This is a genomic window from Bifidobacterium sp. UTBIF-68, from assembly GCF_006408855.1.
Classification (GTDB): Bacteria; Actinomycetota; Actinomycetes; order Actinomycetales; family Bifidobacteriaceae; genus Bifidobacterium; species Bifidobacterium reuteri.
Window position 1 is genome coordinate 1 of the sequence record NZ_JFAN01000028.1, and the last position, 21081, is coordinate 21081.

Annotated in this window: 17 protein-coding genes; 8 read left to right on the plus strand and 9 right to left on the minus strand. The window is 63.4% G+C overall.

Annotated features, from left to right (window positions below; translation table 11 throughout):
• Positions 1–630 precede the first annotated feature (630 nt).
• The 4 genes from BW14_RS08400 (at position 631) to BW14_RS08415 (ending at position 6185) form a co-directional block, all read left to right on the plus strand.
• On the plus strand, positions 631–1005 hold the full coding sequence (locus tag BW14_RS08400; protein WP_140490198.1) for a hypothetical protein: 375 nt from the start codon (positions 631–633) through the stop codon (positions 1003–1005).
• Between the two features lie 449 nt (positions 1006–1454).
• Entirely contained in the window at positions 1455–1697 is a 243-nt protein-coding gene (locus tag BW14_RS08405) for a hypothetical protein (RefSeq protein ID WP_140490200.1), read from the plus strand.
• 22 nt (positions 1698–1719) lie between these two features.
• Entirely contained in the window at positions 1720–5928 is a 4209-nt protein-coding gene (mobF, locus tag BW14_RS08410; RefSeq protein WP_140490202.1) for a MobF family relaxase, read from the plus strand.
• Entirely contained in the window at positions 5871–6185 is a 315-nt protein-coding gene (locus BW14_RS08415) for a hypothetical protein (RefSeq protein WP_140490204.1), read from the plus strand. The genes mobF and BW14_RS08415 overlap by 58 nt, the downstream gene beginning before the upstream one ends.
• Here the strand turns inward: BW14_RS08415 and BW14_RS08420 are convergent.
• The 7 genes from BW14_RS08420 to BW14_RS08450 form a co-directional block, all read right to left on the minus strand.
• A complete protein-coding gene (locus BW14_RS08420; RefSeq protein WP_258186097.1) occupies positions 6182–6586 on the minus strand; it encodes a hypothetical protein in 405 nt (134 codons plus the stop codon). The genes BW14_RS08415 and BW14_RS08420 overlap by 4 nt on opposite strands.
• Positions 6583–7380, minus strand: coding sequence for a hypothetical protein (locus BW14_RS08425; RefSeq protein ID WP_140490206.1), 798 nt, complete (start codon positions 7378–7380; stop codon positions 6583–6585). Before BW14_RS08425 ends, BW14_RS08420 begins: the two co-directional genes overlap by 4 nt.
• Before the next feature lie 43 nt (positions 7381–7423).
• Complete coding sequence (locus BW14_RS08430) at positions 7424–8428, minus strand: hypothetical protein (RefSeq protein WP_140490208.1); 1005 nt, start codon at positions 8426–8428, stop codon at positions 7424–7426.
• 68 nt (positions 8429–8496) lie between these two features.
• On the minus strand, positions 8497–9804 hold the full coding sequence (locus tag BW14_RS08435) for a hypothetical protein (RefSeq protein WP_140490210.1): 1308 nt from the start codon (positions 9802–9804) through the stop codon (positions 8497–8499).
• On the minus strand, positions 9804–11756 hold the full coding sequence (locus BW14_RS08440; protein WP_140490212.1) for a type IV secretory system conjugative DNA transfer family protein: 1953 nt from the start codon (positions 11754–11756) through the stop codon (positions 9804–9806). The genes BW14_RS08435 and BW14_RS08440 overlap by 1 nt, the downstream gene beginning before the upstream one ends.
• Before the next feature lie 53 nt (positions 11757–11809).
• Positions 11810–13483, minus strand: coding sequence for an ATP-binding protein (locus BW14_RS08445; protein ID WP_258186098.1), 1674 nt, complete (start codon positions 13481–13483; stop codon positions 11810–11812).
• A 56-nt stretch (positions 13484–13539) separates the two neighbouring features.
• Positions 13540–13797 carry a hypothetical protein gene (locus tag BW14_RS08450; protein ID WP_140490214.1) on the minus strand — a complete coding sequence of 86 codons (258 nt, stop codon included), beginning with the start codon at positions 13795–13797 and terminating at the stop codon, positions 13540–13542.
• Positions 13798–13961: 164 nt separating this feature from the next.
• Here BW14_RS08450 and BW14_RS08455 point away from each other — a divergent pair, with 164 nt between their 5' ends.
• The 4 genes from BW14_RS08455 to BW14_RS08470 all read left to right on the plus strand — a co-directional run bounded on the left by BW14_RS08455 (position 13962) and on the right by BW14_RS08470 (position 17388).
• Positions 13962–14144 (plus strand): type II toxin-antitoxin system RelB/DinJ family antitoxin, encoded by a 183-nt coding sequence (locus tag BW14_RS08455; RefSeq protein ID WP_140490216.1) that lies wholly within the window; start codon positions 13962–13964, stop codon positions 14142–14144.
• Positions 14141–16558, plus strand: a complete 2418-nt coding sequence (locus tag BW14_RS08460; RefSeq protein WP_140490218.1) for an N-6 DNA methylase — start codon at positions 14141–14143, stop codon at positions 16556–16558. Before BW14_RS08455 ends, BW14_RS08460 begins: the two co-directional genes overlap by 4 nt.
• 78 nt (positions 16559–16636) lie before the next feature.
• Positions 16637–16804: an XcyI family restriction endonuclease gene (locus BW14_RS12565; protein ID WP_140490220.1), complete on the plus strand. Its 168-nt coding sequence runs from the start codon at positions 16637–16639 to the stop codon at positions 16802–16804.
• A 200-nt stretch (positions 16805–17004) separates the two neighbouring features.
• A complete protein-coding gene (locus tag BW14_RS08470; RefSeq protein ID WP_140490222.1) occupies positions 17005–17388 on the plus strand; it encodes a hypothetical protein in 384 nt (127 codons plus the stop codon).
• An 11-nt stretch (positions 17389–17399) separates the two neighbouring features.
• Here BW14_RS08470 and BW14_RS08475 read toward each other — a convergent pair whose 3' ends face one another.
• Together BW14_RS08475 and BW14_RS08480 are read right to left on the minus strand one after the other, a co-directional pair.
• Positions 17400–17717: a HigA family addiction module antitoxin gene (locus BW14_RS08475; RefSeq protein ID WP_140490224.1), complete on the minus strand. Its 318-nt coding sequence runs from the start codon at positions 17715–17717 to the stop codon at positions 17400–17402.
• A 148-nt stretch (positions 17718–17865) separates the two neighbouring features.
• Positions 17866–20811, minus strand: a complete 2946-nt coding sequence (locus tag BW14_RS08480) for a CAP domain-containing protein (RefSeq protein ID WP_140490226.1) — start codon at positions 20809–20811, stop codon at positions 17866–17868.
• Positions 20812–21081 lie beyond the last annotated feature (270 nt).

Sequence of the window (21081 nt, forward strand, 5' to 3'; positions counted from 1 at the left end):
TCTATTAACCGGCAACAGGAATGCCTATACCAGGATTAAAAGCCAAATGCTTAAGCAAATACACCACACAGCATCCAACAGAAAAGCAATCCCACTACAACACATTCCATCTAAAAGCCCACATAGCCATATTCCACCAGAATTCCACAGAAAAACAGAACTATGAACAAAATAAAAACGATATGCACTTCTTGCACCCATGCCCTCCGGGCACCGCCGAAACGGCGGAATTCCAACGTTAATGATTACGCGAAGCCAGTTTTCGGCCGATATCGCGTCATGACGATAACGGGCGGAGGAGCGGAAACGGTGGGTGGGGCCCGCATGAGCGATGAAAACGACAGGGCCACGCCGGTCTGCCCGGCATGCGGGCGGACCGTGGAGGAGCACGATTCGTGGACCGGACGGCCGTTGCATGTGCATAGGGGATGCCGCGACCGCTGGTGGAGACAAAGGGATAGGGAGCGTGCGTGGAGGCTGCGGCTAGCCGAGGAGGACAGGCTCCTGATGGCACGGGCCCGGCTGGTCGCGGCGGGCCGCGGGCTGGGCCGGGCGGTCGCGGACCGCAACGAGGAGGCGGCCCGGGCCGACCGGTCCCTGGTCCGGGAATGCTATTGGTCGGTCCGGCTCATGGTGGCCCTCATGGCCCTCGAGCCGATGACCCTGGTCGACTACCGGGAGCCGTGGGCCAGGGACCTGGCCCGGTCCGTCGGCAGGAGGGCCATGGACCGCATCGCGGACCTGATGGGCTGGAGGGACGCCCGGCCCTGGACCACCGACCCCGATATCGGGCCGGACGGTCCGGCCCGGACTCTGGCGGGCCAGTGGGCCGAACCCGGTCCGGAGGAGTGGACCGAATGGAGGTCCGACCTGGTCCAGGAGGACTCCCTGGCCCGCAGGACCATCGATATGACCGATATCGTGGACCGAATCTGGCAGGAGGACCACACAGGCCGTAACAGCAGGGACCACGGATGGTGGTCCCTCGAAAGAAGGCAACGATGAAAAGACAGGATACCTGGCGGATGGGCTACTGCAGGTGGGAGCATTGCCCGGACCATGACAGGGAGCAGCCGGTATGGCCCGATGGGTTCTGCTCCAACCGTTGCAGGCAACAGGCCCGCGCGGCCCATCCGGACCGGATCCCGGCAGCCTACTGCCGCAACTGCGGCAAACCCATCCGCAAACCCCCGGTCGGGCCCACTCCGGATTGGTGCGGGCCAAAATGCCGGCTCATCTGGAACCGGGAACACTCGCTCAACGGCACAGGAGACAGATGCCGGGAATGCGGCGAACCCATCCCCTTGGGACAGCGTGGCCCCGAACCTGCCTACTGCTCGAGAAACTGCGCCCAACGCCACCGGCGAAAAGAGCGACGAGACAAGTCGGGACGCAGGACCATGCAGAATACGGACATGATAAGCAGACTCGATACAGCTGCAGAAGATCTGAGCATGCGAACCGACGACATCGTCCGGGAGGCGGGCCGCCTCCACCGGCAGGATGAAACCAGCAGGACGCGCACAGGGGACATGATCGCCCGAATGCTCATGCTCGCCACCCGTCACGCGCCCGATACGATACAGGATCCCGACCCGAATGGGTTCGTCGGCAGGCTCCGCGCCGAATGCGAACAGGCCAACGGCGCCGGAACCTCAGACAGGATCATCGAACACAACCGCCTGGCGGACGACTGACAGGACAAGAGGAGAGACACGCATGACCATCAGCATGACCAAGATCACCAGCGCGGAATACCCGTTGTCCACGGCACGCGAACCGTTGCAGGCGGACGGGGCCATCGGCGACATGGACGCGCCCAACGCCATCGCCGGCCCGAACCCGGCCTCCTACTACACCGCCGAAGGCAACCCGCCCGGACGGTGGATCGGCTCGGCGAGCAGACTGCTAGGCGGCGAACCCGGACAAGAGGCGGGCGCGGACACCGTACGCATGCTCATCAACGAACGCCGCAACCCCGTGGACGGCAAACTCCTCGGCGAGACCGACATGCAGGCCGGTGACGGCGGGGAGGCACCCAACGCGGGCTTCGACCTGACCCAGACCGTGCCCAAAAGCGTGGCGGTGATATGGGCGTTCGCCGACCCCGAGACCCGCAGGATTATCGAGGAATGCCTCCACGAGGCGTCCACGATGACCATGGAGTATTTCGAACGGGAATACGCGTCCACGCGGGCGGGACAGGGCGGAGTCGCATCGGTACGATGCGACGGCGTCGCCGGATTCGCTTTCGACCATTACGACTCCCGTGACGGCGACCCGCACCCGCATACGCACCTGTTCATCAGCAACCGCGTCCGCAGGTCATCCGACGGGCAATGGACGGCGCTCGATGGGCGGAAGGTGTACGCGGCATCCGTCGAACTGAGCGAATACAACAGCAACATCCTCCGCGACCTGCTCACCGAGCGGCTCGGATTCTCCTGGCGGGAGAAGGAGAACACCAACGGCACCAAGGCCATAGGGCTCGAGGTCGAAGGCGTGCCGCAGGAACTCATCGACCTGTTCAGCGGACGCCATCAGGAGATAGCGCACGAAGTGGACCGGCGCGTGACGGAAGAGGAACTACGCCTCGGCCGGCCGGTCGACTGGCGGCGGCGGGCGGAGATAGACAAGCAGGTGTGGCTGGAAACCAGGAAGTCGAAACCCGAGATCCAACCCAGCCTCGCCGAAAAACGCCGGCATTGGAAGGCGAAGCTCGCCGCAGAGGCTCCGGATCAGAGCATCCGGGCCATGATGGACGCCGTACGGGCTCATCGCGGCGAAACACTCGCCCCGGCCGAGGCGGCCATGCGGGCGGCGGGAATCCGGCTGGCGGGACAGCTCGCTGAACGACAGGCGCCACAAGGGGACATGGAACGGCTCGCACGCACGGCGTATGAGAACATGACCCGGACACGCGCATCATGGACGCGCAGCAACATCCGCGCCGAAGCGCAACGGCTCCTCGCCGACGTGAGGATGGATCCCTCGAGACGAGCGGAGACGGCCAACAGGATAGCCGACCTCGCCATCGGCCATTGCGTGAGCATCACACCCACCCGCTACCGGGTGGCCGAAACCCTCCGTGACCCGGCGCTCGTCATGGAACCCGGACGCAGTGTGCTGGACGACCCGAACCTCGACCGGTACACCAGCCGGGAAATCCTCGCCGCCGAAGCGCATGTGATGTCCATGTTCGACCATGCCGACCCGCTCGCATGGAGACAGGGGACGGCCCGCGCCATCCTCGAACACCAGCAGGATCCGGCACGCCCATTGAGCGGCGACCAGATGACGGCGGCCATCCACCTTCTCGAGAACCCACGGCAGGCCAGCGCGCTCATCGGACCGGCCGGCACCGGAAAGACGACCACCATGCGCGCCGTCGCCGACGCATGGCGGTCGAACGGCGGACAGGTCATCGGCCTCGCCCTGTCCGCAAGGGCCAGGGACGAACTCGCCGACAGCATCGGCAACGCGTGCACCATAGCCCACCTCCTCGCCAACAACAACAATGACGCCATCGCACGGGGCAACGCCATACGCCGATCCCTCGCATGCCGGCTCGCCGCAGCGGCGACACCCCACGAACGCGACCGCATACGACGGGGCATCACCTCATTCGACATGCAGGACCAGACGGCACGCATCCACGCCGGCGACCTCGTCATCGTGGACGAGGCCGGCATGGTGGGCACCAGGAACCTCGAACAGGTCAGCCGGCTCGTGGAACAGGCCGGAGCGCGGCTGCTGCTCGTCGGCGACCCCAAACAGCTGTCAGCCCCGGACGGGCCCGGAGGAATCCTCGCCTGGGCGGACCGGGAAGGCAGAGGCGTCATGCTCACCAGCATATGGAGATTCCGCCACGACCCGGAACTGTGGAGGAACGACCCGAAAGGCGACGCATGCCGATGGGAGAGCGAGGCTCAGGCCACACTCCGATTACGCGAAGGCGGCGACCGCGCCGAACCGGGCAGCATCGCCGCATGCAACCGCCTCATCGGGGAATACGCCGACCACCACCGCATCCACTGGGGCGAGGACGACGAATGCGAACAGGAGGCCTACCTGGACACCATACGATGGCAGAAACAAGGCAAGACCACGCTGCTGATCGCCGGAACCAACGAGCAGGTGCGCGACCTGAACCGACGCACCATCCTCGAACGCCGCGCGCAAGGCCTCTCCGACGGCGACCCCGACAGGCTCGCCACCCTTTCCGACGGGCTCGCCGTAGGCAGGGGAGACCAGATCGTGGCCCGCATGCCCGACTCCACGATCAAAGGACCCGACGGGCGGAAAATCGAGAACGGCCGCAACTACACCATCGAAAGCGTGGAAAGACGGACGCTCACCTGCATCGACACGGACGGAGGACGATGGACGATCCCACGCGAATGGGCGAACCAGCATTGCGAGGCCGGCTACGCCGCCACCATCCACCGCGCCCAGGGCATGACGGTCGACAGGTGCGCCGTCGTCGTATCCAGCACGGCGCGCACGATGTGCGAACTCCTCTACGTGGCGCTCACCCGAGGAAGGGAGGAGAACCATGCATACTGGGCATGCAAGAGCCTCGAGGAACGCCGCACCGACCATGACCTGTACGGCACGGACACCGACCCGGCGAAGCTGGCGCGCACACGCATGCTCACCGCGCTCACCGCGCACGCGGACACCAGGACCGCGACCGAGACGATGCGCGACGAACGGGAGGAGCGGCACAGCCTGCCCCGGCTCATCCGCGAACGCCAATACCTCGGGGGATACATAGCCCAGGACCATCTCCTCGCCAGCCTCCGCCGACACCACAACAACGGGGAGATGAGGATGATCCAAACCTCACCCAGCTTCGAATGGCTGCGCGCCACATGGTCCCGCGCCTACATGACCGACCCGAAACGCGCCCTCGCCATCCTCAGCCGGCCCATAAACCCCAGACGGCTCTCCGCCGGCCATCCCACCATGGAACAGGCCACACCCTACGCGCTCCGGACGGCCCGCAAGCATATGCCACGACCGGGAACACCGGACAAGGGCGAGACCATGATCCATGTCCACGCCGACCGGCTCGACCCCAGGGCGAAGGCCATGGGCGACCGGCTCGCACGGCTCGGCGTACCCCACGACATAGGCGAACCCGACGCCAAGGGAATGGTCGCCATTCGGTTCGACAAGACATACGCGCCCGCCGTGGACGCGCTCATCGGCACCTACATCGACAACAAGGCCATGAGCCAAACGGCCATACCCGACTGGAAGGAATTCGACCGGACCACGAAACATGAGAACGGTCGGCCCATCGGTACGCCACGCGTGCCAGCAGGCCGTGTGGACTACGCGGCCGTCATCGCGGGAAGGCTCAACAACGGAATGCTCGACCGGGTCAACGGCGTCATCCACGACCAGTGGACGGCAGGCGTCATACCACCGATCAGGTCCTCGACGCATCCGCACACCCTCGACCTGATACGTCAGAGCGACAGACTCATCGAACAGGAGGCGGAACGACTCACCGGACAGGCCCGCGCCTCCACGCAACCCTGGGCCACCCAGGCGCGGCAGGCGGCCGACATCCGAAACGATCCGACGCTGCTGCGCGACATCGCCGTCTACCGCGCCATGTGGGGGGTCACGGACAGGACGCAGCCCATAGGCCAACGGCCTCCGACCAGTTCCGGACGGCAGGAGCAGCACTGGTGCAACATCGACGCCAGGCTCACCGGACAGGGTGCGGGCGTGGCCAACCCGCCGAAACGAGCCAAGAATCGGCAGACCACGGCACCGCTGCGGGTGGATATGCAGAACCATCCCGCACCAGGACATGGGACACGGCCGGACACGATCCGGCAGGAAAGGAGAACGCAATGGAACATGCAGCAAGAACCCTCGCCGAACAGCTCGTACGATGGGCCGTCGGTCTGACGGACATGCTCGCCTCATGGGACACGTCGCTCCTCATAGCCCTCGCCATCACGCTCACCGTCCTGGCGGGGGTCACCGGCCGCGCCGTCACCGGCGGCGGGATCCTGCGTCAGACCCTGTGGGTCATGACGACGACGATCCTCACATTGTGCTCCATCGTCGTCGTCTGGGTCCTCGCCGCACGGTATCTGCCCATACCGGAGCTCACCGGCATGCTGCAACGATTCGCCGCCATTCAGTCCACGGGCATGGACTAGCCGCGGCGCACGCCCGCCCTGCCGGAGGGCTTCGCCGCGCGTCCTCGCAGCATGCGCGACTCGTCGGTGTCCTCGAGCTCCAATGCCGTGACCGTGAACGCCAGCACCGCCACCTCGGATTGCGACCACAGGCGCGGACGGCCGGCGAACCGCACGATCTGGCCTCCCGTCGCGCCCATCATCAGGTTATGGATCCTGCCGCTGGCGGGAATCAACGCCACAGGCGTCTCACGCCCCGACTCGACGGTGACGCAGCGCAGCACCCGTATGCGGGTCCCATCCTGCATGGTCGTGCTCCGCACGCCGGTCGGCAGGATGCGGGCCACGCCACGGCATTCGCCCAACGCGAGCCGGACGGGGGCGGCCGCCTCGCCGACCATATGCTGTCCCGGCACCATCATTCCCCCTTCCCATCGTCGGGGATGGTGGCTGAGGGGGTATCCTGCGGGAACACCTGTCCTATCTGATCGGCGTCCAGATCACTGGTGCAGGATACCACGGCCTTCGTCAACCCCTGCTGCGCGTCGGTCAGCGCGTCATACGCGGCTGACGTGTCATCCGCCGCGGCCCGAGCCGCCTGCACGGCACTCCCCATTCCGGCGCATCCCGACGGCATGGGGGAGGGGAGCCGGCCGACGGCGGCCTCCGTGTTCGGCAGCGTGGAACGCAGATCGGCGCGACGGTACCCCGCCGCCGCCCGCATGGCCTTTCCGTACCATGCCTCGGCGAGGGGACGCACCGTGTCCGCAGGCTCCTGACGGCCCACCGCCGCGAACACGTCCGAAGCGTCGCCCAATGACTGGTCCCCATGCCGGATCAGCAGCTGGCCCAACGTGTCGATGTTCCCGCCGGAGGGCGAGTTCAGCAGGGCGCGCACCTTGTCCGCGATGTCCTCGGTGTCCCCGTCGAACGCATCATCCGCTGTCCGGGAATCAGATGCCTTCGAATCAGACGAACCGTCATCGGCGTCCGTTCGCGCTTCCCCCTGCGTCGGAGAGGCGGAGGAGACGCCGGCGGTATCGTCGGACGGCGCGGATACCAGCGGGTGCAACGGGTTGAGCATGACCATGGCCAATACCGCCAGCACCGCCAGGGCGACGAGCGTCCCCGCCTGGGCCTTCGGGCCGGCCGACTCCCACCATCCCCGCAACGCGGCCAGAGGGCCGCGTCCCTTCCTGTTGCGTTCGTTCATCATCCATCATTCCTTCCTGCCGTTGGGCATAACCGAAAACCTGCCGTCACAGCGTCGGGTCGGAGCCGGGGAACCCCGATCCGTCATCGGGTGCGGGCACGCTCCAACCCGAAGAACCGGACTGCTGCTGGCCCGAGCCCGCACTCGGGCCGGAACCGTTCGACCCGGTCGACCCTGATTGCGGCGCGGGCTGTACGGGCTGCTGCTCTTGTTCCTGCGTCTGCGCCTGCTCCTGTTGGGCTTTTTCCTGTTGGGCCTTCTCCTGGGCGCGGCGGGATTGGACCGACACCGCGTCGGACAGGGCGTCGCGCGCCTTGTCCACGCGGGAGCGCATGGCGTCGAGGCGTTCCGCGCCCGAAGAGGCGTCGAGATGTCCCGCCTCGTCCACGATCGCGCGCAGCGCCGTGATCGAGGAACGGGTGTCATCGTCCTCCACCGTGGAGCCGAGCAGGCCGCGCGCCGACGTCACCGCGTCGGCCAAGGCGTCCGCCGCGTCCGCGTCGCGTTTCTCGGTCAGGGACTTCCTGGCGCGGACGGTCAGCCGTGTGGTGGCCGCCTCGGCCTCACCGGCCCGGGAGGCGAAGCCGCGCGCCGTGTCCGCGTCCATGGAGGACACATCCTGTCCGAGCAGGCTTTGGTTGGCCTTGCGCCGCGAGGACAGGTCATGCCACAGGCCGGGTTCGTGCAGTTCGGACGCGGAATGCGCGTCGAGGAACACGGACGCCTGATGGTCGGCCTTCCCGAGACCATCCGCCGCCGAGGCCGCGTCCGTGCGGGCCTGCGAAACGCCGGCGCCCGCCAATGCGAGGATGATGCACGCGACGGCGGCTATCACCACTGCGGCGGACACGATCCATGGCCATGTGCGCCGTCCCGACGGTTCCTGGACGACGTCCCGCCCGATCGGGTCGGCCACCAAGGCCAGCGCATCCTCCACGGCATCGGGGCCGGCGTCCGAAAGCTCCGGGAACGCGGAAGCCTCCTGCGGTCGGCCGGACGCCGGTTTCGCGGCGGGGCCCGGCGGCCTGACGCCGTCCAACAGTCCAGCCACCCAACTATCCCCATCCGCCCGCGCGGCAGCATCCCGCTGGGCGAACAGATCGTCGCCTCCCCACTCCACTATGCCTCCCTGATCGTGTCTCGGATCTCGGGGATGAGACGGGACAGGCGTTCGAGCGCATCCAACGCCTCGTCATGCGTCAGATGCTCCAGACTGTCAGCCATCCTGGTCTCCTTGGCCAGGTCGGCCGGACGATACGAATCCCTGTCCAGACGGGGGTCGCCGGCGTCAGCCATCAGCATGTCGGCCTGCCGTTGCAGGCCGCGTATGCGTTCGGCGGTATCCGGGGAGACCGGACGGTTCCGGTCCGCGAGCCGGCGGTCGCCTTCGGCCACCGCACGCTCCAACCGGTCCCGGGCCTGCAATTCGGCCTGACGGTAGTCATCCCACAGTCTGCTGAGCTTGGCGAGACTGGTGGAGGAGTCATTGGCGAGACGCGCCTCCTGGCTACGGCGGTCATCGCCGGCCGGCAGCCGGGAGATCTCGTCGTGCCTCCGGCGATACCCGTCAAGCGCCTCCTGGCTCTCCTCCAATCCCGAACGCAGCCCAAGCGGGGATGGCGCCTCATATGCCGCAGGCTGCGGCGGAGCACCATAGGCGAGCAGCACGCCTGCGACGAAATCCGGTCCCGCACCCCATGAACCGGGAACGGGATCCATGCCATGCCATCCGGCCTGACGGTCGAACCACGACTGGTATTCCATGAAACGGTCGTCACGCCGGCGGCGAGAGGCCGGATCGTCCATGTGATGACCATGCGTCTCCTGCTCGGCATGCTCGTCGGCGAGATACGATCTGACACGGTCCAAGGCGGACCTGATGTGCTGCATGAGCGCGGGCGCCTGCATGCCTCCCGACGGATCGCAGGCGATCGCGTCCGCGAAGCATTTCAGCGCATACACCTCCTGGACCACGGCGTCATGCCTGATCCAGCAGGACGGAAGGGTCTCCTCCCAATCGGGGAATACGCGGCACAGCCATTCGCCGTAACGTATCGTGTGCAGCATCGCCAGATCCACCAGACCGTCCGACGGGTCCGCCGTCCACGCCAGCGGACGCGCGGAGGCCATGGAATCGGCTTCGATACACGGCACATCGGACCACAGGCCCGGCCCGTATCCGGGTTCGCGGGGAGGGGCGCCCGCCGTCTCCCTCACGATCCGTTCGATCATGGACGCAAGGGCCGGCGAAGGGGACCGCCCGTTGTGGCGGGAACGGTACATGCCATCCAGCAGACCAGACAGGGCGCCGGCCGACAAGGCCGCAGGCGGCGGGGAAGAGGACTCCGGGGCCGCTGCAGGTTCGGAACCGCCGACATCCGACAGCATCGCATCCAAACCATCGACGTGCACATCATCGCCGTTCATCAGGCCTCCTTCCCCTCATGCCACCAGCTCCTGTCCATGAAATGCAACGAGCGTACGAGCACGGGCGGCATATGCAACGGCTGGACGATCATCCAGCCGCGCGGCAGCTGGGACAACTCGTACGGCATGACGCTCTCCTCGACCTGCGTCCGCTCCATGAACCCGCCCAACGGACCCTGGCCGGGATTCCATGTCGATTCCCTGCGCGTCGTCTCATGACGGCCTATCTGCACGCCCCACCATTCCAGGGATTCCCGGTCGGTGACGCCGCCGAGCATGATCCTGTTGCAGTTCGACCAGACCGTGGCCTCGGTCTCCGTGTCGTAGTCGCGTCTCATCTGGTTGCGGTCCTGCTCCACGATGAGCAGCTGGTAGCCGTTGCCGCCACCCTGGGTGACGGCGTTGCGCAACCCGCCCCACGTCTCGATGTTGCTCAGCTCGTCCAGTACGAACCGGGCGGGAGGTTCGATCTTGCGCAGGTTCGACCCGCTGCCCGTCGGTGCCGCGGACATGGCGAGATCCTGGCACGCCTCCTGGAACGTGTCCAGAAGCAGGGCGACGAACAGGCCGGCGTTCACACCGCCGCCGGCCTGCGACTTGGGGCGGGACAGCGCATACACCGTGCATCCGTCCCTCACCATGCGCTCCGGGTCGATGAGACGCGGATCACGGGGAGGAAGATCCATCGTCGCCCGCACCTTCGGATCGGCGAGGATGGCGAAGGCGTTCCTCACGCCGAACCATTCCGAGGAACGCTGCCGCGAATCCATGGTCTCCAACGCGCGGAGCGTGTCCGCCCACTGCAGCATGTCCCGGTCCGACGTATGCTCGCGGATCAGACGTGCGGCCTCCATGGCGCGTTTCGGACTCGTGGACCATTCGAAGCAACGGGACACCGGCAGGTTCGATATCGCCGCCGCATACAGAAGCGCCTGGATATAGCCGCCTGCGCTCACACCCCATTCTCGGTTATGGGAACCCTGACCGAGACCGCCTACGCCAAGCAGCGTCTGCGCGCGACGCATCGCCGTGGTCGGATCATCGCAACCCTGCAACGGAGTCCACCTCATGTCATGCATGGTCAACGCATCCGACGACCCCAGCCCTTCCGGGTCGAACACGAACGTGCGCCCACGCGCGGGAAACGACGCCTCATCGTCGGACACAGGAGCGGAGGAGAAGCGCCCATCCACCCATGCGCGCGAATCCCGCAGCCGTCTCGTGGCGGACACCACGTCACTCCTGGTGGACGTCACCAGACAGAACCCCGGAGCCTCCACGACCGCGGGAATCACCACGGACACCGTCTTGCCGCTTCGCGCCGGGCCGAGCAGATACACGTGCAATTCGTCGGACAGCCACACCTGGATACGATGGCTGTACCCCACAAGCATCGCAGCCTGCCATGGCTGCGGCCACGACGGGCGGAGGCCCGCGCGCGCGTCGGCGAGCATGCCGGGCAGCACGCTCGGGACCACGGACCGCATGACCGCCCTCGGCCCCAACGATTCGGCCACCTGACGACGTGTCGCCATGCCCGGACGCGACGCGATCCTATCGACCAGACGCTCCGGCGAATCGCGATAGGCATCCCAGAATACCCACACGGCCATGCCCGCCATGAACGCAAGAAGCACCAGCGGGAAGGACAACAGGAACGACGCCAGAAGCCCGCCGCCACTGGCGAGGAACACCACCAGCATGACCGCCGCACCGGCGGCGACGACACCGACCCCGAGCCGCCGAGCCAGCAGCGAACCCTCCCGCGACAATGCGGACAGAAGACCGGTATGCTCCACAATCCACGAGCCTGACGGGGAATCCTCCCAACGGCGCCACCCCTCCATCACACGGCGACGGGAATCGGACCGCAGCTCCTCGCCGCCATACGCATCATCATCCCCCTCGGGACGAAGACGGTCATACCAATCTCGATCGGATGCTCCAACCATCACGGCACCTCCAACAACCGGAAAACGACAAAGACGACGACAAGGAAGACCGGTCAACCCGCGGAACGCAGTCCGCTCGTATCCAACAGGCGGTCGAGCGTCGGGCCTGCGAGACCACGTATGAGACGCGGATGCTCGGCGCCGATACGCCAGATCGCCTGCCCCTGGGCGAGGACCGGGATCAACGTCGACTCGTCCTCGCTCAACGTGGGTATCAGCTCATGCAGCAGATCCACGTTCGTGCCGCCCTGACGGAAAATGATCTTCGTCTGTGTCTGGTTCAGGATCTCCTCGACACGGCCACGCAACGCGGACCCCTCGCCGAACACCCTCGTCATATCGTTCATGCCATGCACGATCAGCCAGGTGGCGCACCCCCAATGCCCGGCTGACCGCTGCCTGGTCTGCAACGAATCGACCAGACGCTCGTTCGACAACAGCCACCACGCCTCCTCACCGACCACGATTCGCCGCAGGCCGTCACGCCCCTGAAGAAGACGGTCTATCCACGAGCTCACCGCCGCCGTATACACGCGGCGCAGCTTCTCGTCGTTCAACGCGGGGGAACTCGTATCGAAGACGATCATCGGGCTCGAAGGATCCAGCGTGACCGTGGACTCCCTGTCGAACAACCCCGACAGGGTGCCTCCACGGACCATCGGGGCGAACACGCGCGCGGCCGCGGCGGCGGACAATCTGGCCAGATCAGGGTCATGCTCGAAACCGGTGATCGACGGAGACTCCCGGTCCACCCAATCCTGATCGGTGAGACGGTCCACCGCAGCCTCCAACGTCATGGGGCCGGTGCCGAACGACGTGACCACACGGTCGACGACAGCCTGCATCGCGGTATCCAAAGGAAACGGCTTGCCCGGGTCGCGCAGCGCCTCGGCAAGACTCAGGAACGCGGCCTTCCGTCCCGAAACGACCTCCTGCCGCCAGAGGTCGTCCATGCCCTCCGCCGGACGGTCGGGCAGGGCGAAGGGATTCAGATAACGGCCGCCACCGGGGGAGACCACCTGACCGCCGACGAACCCGGCAACCCGGCCCCACTCGCCATTTCGGTCGGACTGGACTATGACGTGACGACCCCATTCGATCTCACGGATCGCGAGTATCTTCACCAGATACGATTTTCCATTGCCTCGCAAACCGCATACGAACACATCCGGACTCGTGGTCATATGCCGTCCCGCCACACCATAGGCGTCATACGTGGCCCAGCAGTCGAACCGGAACAACTCATGCGTGAGCACATCCACGCCGATCACCGGACCGTCGATCATCGGGGACCCCGATCCGGCAGTCATCGTGGTAAGCACACCGGCCCGGCCCGTGCTCGTCTGATGCCATGCGGTCACCGGACGGATGCTGAACTCACGGGTCAGCATATCGATGGGCGACGCGGACGCGACAGGAAGACGACCCTCCTCGTCCGCGGCGACATCGCGACGCCGACGACGCTCACGATCCGCCACATCGCGCAGCACGGCAGAAGCTGCCGCGCGCGCATCACCCACGGCCCTCCCGTCCGCGCGGGAGAAACGGTGCGCCGGCAACGGTCCTGCCGCAGCCCTGCCGAACAACAGATCACGTTCGAACCACATGGCCTCACGCAGATTCAACCCCGTCGGGACCGGCATCAAAGCCAGCGCCATCAGAGACCGCCGCCGCGCCGAGCCAAGCCTGTGCGCGCCGGACAATCCGGAACCGATCGAATAACCCATTGGCCTTCACCACCAGAAACAAAGACAAGGCCGCCACCCCGAAGCGACGGAAAGAATCAGATGGAATAGCCGGACGACCCCAGCATCAGCCCCAAGGCCACAATCAGTCCGAAGCACAGCAACGCCAGAAGAAGATTCCCCCAGAACGCCTTCAACCGCTGCGAATGACTGCGCGACAGAATGCTCTCACGGAACCGACGTCCCAGATAGCTGCTGCCATCCTTGGCGAACAGGAACCAGAACGCACGGTACAGGAACGTCGCCGCGCCGGCGGCGAGCAGTACAACCAGCAGGGGAGGCAGAAGCGATGACATGAAGGACCCCACGATCATCCGCCCCGGATTGATCGGAATACGTGGAACGGCGGGGGCGGATTCATATCGCCTGATCCAACCCAGCCACCATGATCCCGACCGATATCGGATGCGGATGCAAGTACACTGTACATATCTATGTATCGAACAGGAAGGAGACGGGCATGGCGAACACACCCACCACGACCATGCGCCTCGACCCCGAATTGAAGGACGAGGCCATGCGGATACTCGAACCGTTGGGGTTGAGCATGACCGGAGCCGTCACCATATTCCTCAAAGCAGTCATACGAGAGAACGGACTGCCGTTCGAGGTGAAAATGGGAAGAGAGGAAGCAGAGAGATGAACCGTCATCAGATAGTCGAAACAATCGGAGCGGAATATCATCGCGCGAACATAGAAGAAGACGAATGGAGTTACGCCAAAGACGCAGGCACTCTTGGTCGTCTTACGGAGCTACTAGGGGGGGGTGAACGTCCTGCGCATTTCAAACTAGATCGACGCTTCACGGATCAGGATGACACAGGTTCATATGCAGTATTGGTTGAAACAAAGCAACATTTCACTGACGGGGACGAAAAACAACTTGCCTCTTATGTCGAAGAGGAATATGCACTGCATCGTGGAGTGAAAATCGTAGCTATCCTTGCTGACACAAACGACGATCGCATCAAGGTATGGAAATCGGAAGTCGATGACGAACATCTTCTCCGCAATGAAACAGTCCTTGACGATATGGCTCACTATAAGAGATTGTTTTCCACCGACCGACAGAATGATCGCGAAGCCGTCATGCGTAATACCTATGCACTGAACGAGTTGTTGCATCGCAAGGATATTGATGAACGGAATCGAAGCCAATTTGTGGGAACCTGTCTTTTGTATGTTAAGGATGAGGTTCAGAAACGTTGTCATGGGGGACGGGTCAACGAATCAATGAAACAGCGTCTACAGAACCGCTGGCGCGAGTTCTCCCCGACGCAAATTCGCAATGGAATAGGCGAGGTGCTTGAGGACCTGCTTGATGGGAGCAGAAACAAAGAGACCAAAATCCGTCTGCTTAAAAGAGACGTACTGGAAGACCAGAAAGTACGCTCCCTGAATTGCAATGACTGGGTGGAGATTCTTGGCAGCATCCTTATGAATATCTACCGTTTTATCGACGCGGATTCATCCGAGGGACAGGACATCCTCAATCTGTTCTTCATCACTTTCAACAAATACGTCGGCAAAGCTGATAAAAACCAAGCATTTACCCCGGATCATATTGCTGATTTCATGACCAGACTATGTGAGGTCACCTTCAAAGACAAAGTGCTTGATGAATGCTGCGGTTCCGGGTCGTTCCTTGTGCAGGCTATGGTTCACGAACTTGCGGCCGCACGTCGCGGGCATACCGATCATGAATTCAAAGAACTGGCCGACACCATCAAGCAAAAGCATATTTTCGGAATCGAAAACGAAGAAAAGGCATACGGACTTTCAACCACCAACATGCTTATCCATGGAGATGGGAACAGCAATGTCGAATTCGGATCATGCTTTGACAAGAAGGAATTCATCGAAAACGCGAAACCCACCGTAATCCTTATGAATCCGCCTTATAACGCCAAACCTCGAAGCATACCTGATCGGTACAAAAGAGACTGGACCAACGCCGAGAAAGAGGGGAAATCAGACCCGACAAAAGGCATGGTATTCGTGAAATACCTGTCCGACATCGCGAAGGAACAGGACTGGGATGGCGTAAAACTCGCGGTACTGCTCCCCATGGGAGCCGCTATCGGTAGTAAAGAACGATTGACGGACATGAAAGAGTCATTGTTGGCCGATAACACTCTGGAAGCAGTATTCTCACTTCCAGCGGACGTATTCTATCCGGGTGCATCAATCACTGCGGTATGCATGTTGTTCACCCTCAATAAACCTCACTATGGGGATGACGGTTGCACTCCGAATCGAAAGACGTTCTTCGGTTACTGCAAGGACGACGGGTTCATCAAGCGCAAGAATCTTGGACGTGTGGAACTATTTGACAAGGATGGTCATAGTCTTTGGAAACAGACCGAGAGAAAATGGTTGGATTTGTACCGAAACAAAACAATAGAAGCCGGTTACAGTGCCATGCATGCGGTTACAGGGCATGATGAATGGCTGGCGGAAGCTTATATGGAAACCGATTATTCCAAACTACGTCCTGCCGATTTTCAGCGCTCCATGAATGATTACATGTCGTATCTCATCAAAGAGAATCCGGTGTCGCAGGATACCTCGTCGATGGATATGACTGGTTGGAAGCCGTTTCGCATCGACTCCCTATTCACTTTGGAAAACGGCAAGAACAAAAGTGCCGCCGACTTGGAGGAAGGTGATGAAACCGTATACGTCGGGGCTAAAAAAGATGGAAACGGCATCATGAAGCATGTTCGGTCAGTACCGAATTTGGAAAGCCAAGGGAACTGCATCGTCTTTATCTGCAACGGTGAAGGATCTGTCGGATATGCGAACTATATGGATCGAAGCTTTATAGGTACAAGCGACATCGTAGCAGGCTATAACCCTCATTTAACCGCGTTATCAGGGCTTTTTATCGCTACCGTCTTTGGGCTTGAACGTCCTCGTTACTCTTGGGGAAGGAAGCTGAAGCAGACTCTTGCCTCCACCATTATCAGATTGCCCGCTACGCAAAATGGCGAACCTGATTGGAAACGGATGGAAGAGTATATGCGTTCGATGAATTACGGGGATCGTATCCAGTGATGCCGTATGAATGAGGTCAGGCTCTCTTCGAGGAAGAGAGCCTGACCTCATTCATGTCAAAGCTGGTTTAACAGAGCCATGAAATATGCCTGGACCGTATGCGTACCAGACCAGAGAGGGGGGAGGGATGCGGAGAAGAGCCATCAAAAGGCGCATCAATACGGTGCGCAGGATTGCTGGACGGTAATCCATCTGCAAGGGGTGGATATAGAGAAGCTAAGACAGGAATCTCCATCGACAAGGTAATGGTTCGGCCTTTCCTCGATCACCAGTCATCAGGGGAAAAGCTGGGATACCATGAAACGGCTGGTTCGATCGGCAATGGGGATTTAGTAAGACAGAGGAGCAATCATGTCAGAGATTGTCCCTGTCTTATGTCGAAGCAGGTTTAACAGAGCCAAAGAATAGGGTTCTGTTGGACCGGAACCAGGGGAAGGAGAATGGGAATGATGTCGGAGAGCCTGCGTATGTGCCGTTTCGAGCGGGACGGCATGCCGGAGATGGGGGAGTACGTCCGATTGGATGATGGTACGGGAATATGCCGTGTGCCGGATCTGAACGATGAAGGCGAGACGATCGTCGTCTCCTACCCGGACGGGACCATGCCCGAGGGGATCAGCGACCTCGAATTGTTCGATGTCCCGTGCTCCATCGACTATGATCCGACCGTCAAGCCGGGCGATCTCGTTCCACCCGAAGTCAGGGAGCGTATGTCGAGGACGAATCTGATCCTCGAGGAGTATGGGGCCGGTGTGCTTGATGAACGGGAGGCGGGCGAGGCGCTTTTCGACCATCTGTTCGGGGAGGGGCGACGCCATGAAGGACATTGACGCCGACGGCATCACGGAGTGTCGTGTCCTGTTTTCCTGTTGATCAGGTCGAGGGTGATGCGTTCCAGTTCGGACATGTCGCGGCTGTCGTAGTTGGCGACATCCCAGGCGACCTGCAGGTCGAGCCAGTATTCGGGGGTGGTGCCCAGCACCTTGGCGAGCTTGAACGCGGCCTGCGTGCTGATCCGCTTGTTCCCATGGATGATGTCGGACACGTACACCTGCGGCACCTTCATGGCCTTCGCTAGCCGGTACATGCTGATGCCGAACGGTTCGAGCCAGTCGTGAAGGAGCACGTCGCCGGGACGGCGCGCGGGCTGGACGTCCATTGGGGTTCCTCCTTTGTCTGCCGATATGGTGGCTGTACGGGATGATACCAAGCCGTGATGCGCGGCGTGAAACGGGACGCCCCGTCGACCTGCCCCCAATAGGGACGGCAGGTCGACGGGGCGGGATCCGCGGAGGTGACGGGTGGCGTCAGTCGTCCAGCCGCCATCCGTCCGTGTGCTTGGCGGTGCGGACGCGCGTGAGCACGCATCCGGCGCCGGCCAGGGTGAGGATCGCGGTCAGGGTGAGGACTGTGGCAGTGTCCGTGCCGGTCGTGGCGAGCGGGTCGGCGCCGAACAGCCGGTCGGCCTTGGCTTGCTTGGCGGCCGCGTCCTGCTTCGCCTGGTCGGCCGCTTGGTCGGCCTGATCCTTCTTGGCTTCGGCGTCCTGCTTGGCCTTGTCCGCATCCGCCTGGGCCTTCAGAGCGGCGGCGAGCTCCTTGTCGGCCTGCTCCTTGTCCGCCTTGGCAGACTCGTATGCGGCCTTCGCGGTCCCGTACGCCTTGTCGGCCTTGGTTTTCGCCGTGTTGGCGGCTTCCAGACGGGTCTTCGCGGCCTGATATGCCGTCTGCTTGGCCGTGAGACGGTTCTGCGCGTCCTCGTACCAGGCGATGGCGTCCTCCGCCTTCGTCTTGTCCGACTTGGCCTTGTCGTACGCGGCCTTGGCCGAATCGTAACGCTTCTGCGCCTCGTCGGCCCTGGCCTGCGCCTCGTCGACCTTCTCCTGCGCTTCGGCCGCCGTCTTGTCGGAGCCGGCCTTCGCGTCGAGAGCCTGCTGCCTGTCGGCTTCGGCCTTCGCCTTCGCGGACTTTGCGGCGTCAAGGTCCTTCAGGGCTTGGGTCTTGTCCAGTTTCGCCTGGTCGATGGCGGCCAACGCCTGGGTCTTGTCCTGCTTCGCCTGGTCGGCCTGGGCGGCGGCCTTGTCCACGTCGGCCTGCGCGGCCTGGACGGCCTTGTCGGCTGCTTCCACACGCTGCTGCGCCGACGCCTGCGCCTTCACCGCCGTCTCCACGGCCGACTGCTTGGCTGCGGTGTCCTGCTTGGCCGTCTGCCACGCCTTGGTCTTCGCGTCCTGGTCCTTGCGGGCCTGCTCCAACGCGTGCGCCTTGTCGCCCTGGGCCTTGACGGCCTCGTCGTACGCGGCCTGCGCCTCCCTGGCCGCCTGAGCCGCCCGGTCGGCCTTCGCCTTGGCTTCCTGGGCTTCCTTGGCGGCCTTGTCGGCGGCGGTCTTGGCGGCGGCCAGCTTGTCGGCGGCCTCCTGCGCGGTCTTGGCGGCGGTCTGGCTCTTCGCCAACGCGTCCTGATAGACGGAGCCCGCATTCTCCAAACCGGTCTTCCAGTCGGTCAGATCCTTGAGATACGCGTCCACGTCGAGGATGCGTCCCTGATCGAGACGGACGGACGACCAGAGGCCGCCATTGCCGTGGAATTCAAGCGCGTGCACGGTGCTGCCGAAGCCGAGGTTGCCGTTCTGGCTGAAGCCGAAGCCGGCGGTGGTCCAGTCCTTGCCGACGATGTTCGTGTAATGGCCGGTCTGGCATGAGACGCTGCCGTTGCCCCAGTCGGTGGGGTTAGGGCATCCCGACGGGTCGTCGAGCGTCCACTTTCCGGCCTGGTACGCGTCGTAGTTCTCCTTCTCCTTCACATACCAGCCGTCGAACGGGTCCTGATAGCCCCAGGCCAGGTTCTCCGAAGTGTTGAACTGGAGCGGGTGCTCGAAGTTCTGGGACGCGTAGTCGGCGTCGGCCATGCCGATCGCCATGAGCGTGTCAGACACCTGCACGGGCGGCAGCCCCTCCTTGGCGCGCAGCTCGTTGACCTGCTTGATGAACCCGAGCGCCTTGATCATGTTGTCCACTGTGGTCGCGTCACCCTCCGCACCGTTATGCACATACTCCAAGTACTTGGTGACGGTCGGGTCGGTGAGCACCTTGACTGCGTCCGTCGCGTTCTTGTCGCCGAAGTAGGCGACCGCGCCCTGCTGGAGTTTCGCCTGCGCGCCGTCCGCGATCTGCTTCTTCGACTCAGCATCCTGCTTCGCCTGGTCGGCCGCCTGCTGCTTGGCCTGCGCGTCCTCGGAGTACGCGTTCACGGTGTCGGCCGCGGTCTTGGAGGCGGATTCCGCCTTCGCCTGCGCCTCCTTCGCATCCTGTTCGGCCTGTTGGGCGGCCTTCAGCTGGGCGAGCAGATCCGACAGGCCGCCGTCATCCTTCGACAGTTGGTCGACCTTGGCGTCCGCCTTCTCCTTCGCCGCCTTCGCCGCCGCTTCCGCCTGCTTGGCCTTGTCCAGAGCGGCCTGCGCCGTCTTCACCTGCTCGTCGGCATGCGTCTTGTCGCCCTTGGCCGCGGCCTGCTCCGTTTTGGCCTTGTCGAGGTCCGTCTGGGCCTGCTTGCGTGCCTGTTCGGCCTGCTTCAGCGTCTCGTCGGCCTTGTCCGCCTTCGCCTGGGCGTCGGTGATGGTCTTGTCCGCGTTGTCGGCCTTCGACTGGGCGGCGTCCTGGTCCTTCACGGCCTGGTCGACCGTCTGCTGCGCCTTGTCCACGACCGCCTGATGCTGGGCGGACTCCTGCTTCGCCTTGTCCAGTTCGGATTGGGCCTGCGTCTTGTCCGATTCGGCGGCCTTCTGGTCGGCCTGCGCCTGCTTCATGGCCTCCTGGGACTGGTCTATCGCCTGCTGCGCCTGGGTGACGGCCTGCTGCGCCTGCTCGATCTTCTCGGGCGCGTCCTGCACATCCTTCGCGGCCTGATCACGTTCGACACTGGCCTGGTCGGCCGCCTGCTGCGCGTTCGTCTGCTCCTGCGCTGCCTGCTGCTGGGAGGACGCGGCCGCATCCAGGTTCTGCTTGGCCGTATCCAATGCGCCGGCGGCCGCATCGGCCTTCGCCTGCGCCTCGGTCACACCGGTCGGCGCGGCCTGAGCCGCCTGAGTGGCGCTCTCCTGCGCCGCCTGAACGGCCTCCTGCGCCTGGCTGACCGCCTGCACTGCCGCATCGCTCTGCGTGGTCGCGGTCTCGTCGGCCATCGCCACGGCCGGAGCCGCCAACGACGCCGCCACCGTCACCGCGGCCACACCCGCCTTCATGAATTTGTTCGCCATGATCCCATCCTTTCTCTGTCGGATCCTCCGGCCGCCTTCGGGACGGCGCGGATAAGGGGGAGTGATGTTCCTCGTCCCGCCAACAATACTAATACAATGCATTACTAATACAAAATATAAGTATTGTTTCTCGTGTCGCAAGCGACATGTCGTCCACGACACGACGCCGCCGATATCGGCCTGCGGTTTCATGCTAGACACGGTTCCCGGGCAGGGTAAATTTTTTGGCTCTGTTAAACCAGAATTGACATACTTATGAATATGGCTGAT

Excerpts from the sequence above, each read along its gene's own strand:
- BW14_RS08400 (WP_140490198.1), top strand. The coding sequence starts at position 631 with ATGGTGGCCCTCATGGCCCTCGAGCCGATGACCCTGGTCGACTACCGG.
- BW14_RS08405 (WP_140490200.1), top strand. The coding sequence starts at position 1,455 with ATGCGAACCGACGACATCGTCCGGGAGGCGGGCCGCCTCCACCGGCAG.
- mobF (WP_140490202.1), top strand. The coding sequence starts at position 1,720 with ATGACCATCAGCATGACCAAGATCACCAGCGCGGAATACCCGTTGTCC.
- BW14_RS08415 (WP_140490204.1), top strand. The coding sequence starts at position 5,871 with ATGGAACATGCAGCAAGAACCCTCGCCGAACAGCTCGTACGATGGGCC.
- BW14_RS08420 (WP_258186097.1), bottom strand. The coding sequence starts at position 6,586 with ATGATGGTGCCGGGACAGCATATGGTCGGCGAGGCGGCCGCCCCCGTC.
- BW14_RS08425 (WP_140490206.1), bottom strand. The coding sequence starts at position 7,380 with ATGATGAACGAACGCAACAGGAAGGGACGCGGCCCTCTGGCCGCGTTG.
- BW14_RS08435 (WP_140490210.1), bottom strand. The coding sequence starts at position 9,804 with ATGAACGGCGATGATGTGCACGTCGATGGTTTGGATGCGATGCTGTCG.
- BW14_RS08440 (WP_140490212.1), bottom strand. The coding sequence starts at position 11,756 with ATGGTTGGAGCATCCGATCGAGATTGGTATGACCGTCTTCGTCCCGAG.
- BW14_RS08445 (WP_258186098.1), bottom strand. The coding sequence starts at position 13,483 with ATGGGTTATTCGATCGGTTCCGGATTGTCCGGCGCGCACAGGCTTGGC.
- BW14_RS08450 (WP_140490214.1), bottom strand. The coding sequence starts at position 13,797 with ATGTCATCGCTTCTGCCTCCCCTGCTGGTTGTACTGCTCGCCGCCGGC.
- BW14_RS08455 (WP_140490216.1), top strand. The coding sequence starts at position 13,962 with ATGGCGAACACACCCACCACGACCATGCGCCTCGACCCCGAATTGAAG.
- BW14_RS08460 (WP_140490218.1), top strand. The coding sequence starts at position 14,141 with ATGAACCGTCATCAGATAGTCGAAACAATCGGAGCGGAATATCATCGC.
- BW14_RS12565 (WP_140490220.1), top strand. The coding sequence starts at position 16,637 with ATGAAATATGCCTGGACCGTATGCGTACCAGACCAGAGAGGGGGGAGG.
- BW14_RS08470 (WP_140490222.1), top strand. The coding sequence starts at position 17,005 with ATGATGTCGGAGAGCCTGCGTATGTGCCGTTTCGAGCGGGACGGCATG.
- BW14_RS08475 (WP_140490224.1), bottom strand. The coding sequence starts at position 17,717 with ATGGACGTCCAGCCCGCGCGCCGTCCCGGCGACGTGCTCCTTCACGAC.
- BW14_RS08480 (WP_140490226.1), bottom strand. The coding sequence starts at position 20,811 with ATGGCGAACAAATTCATGAAGGCGGGTGTGGCCGCGGTGACGGTGGCG.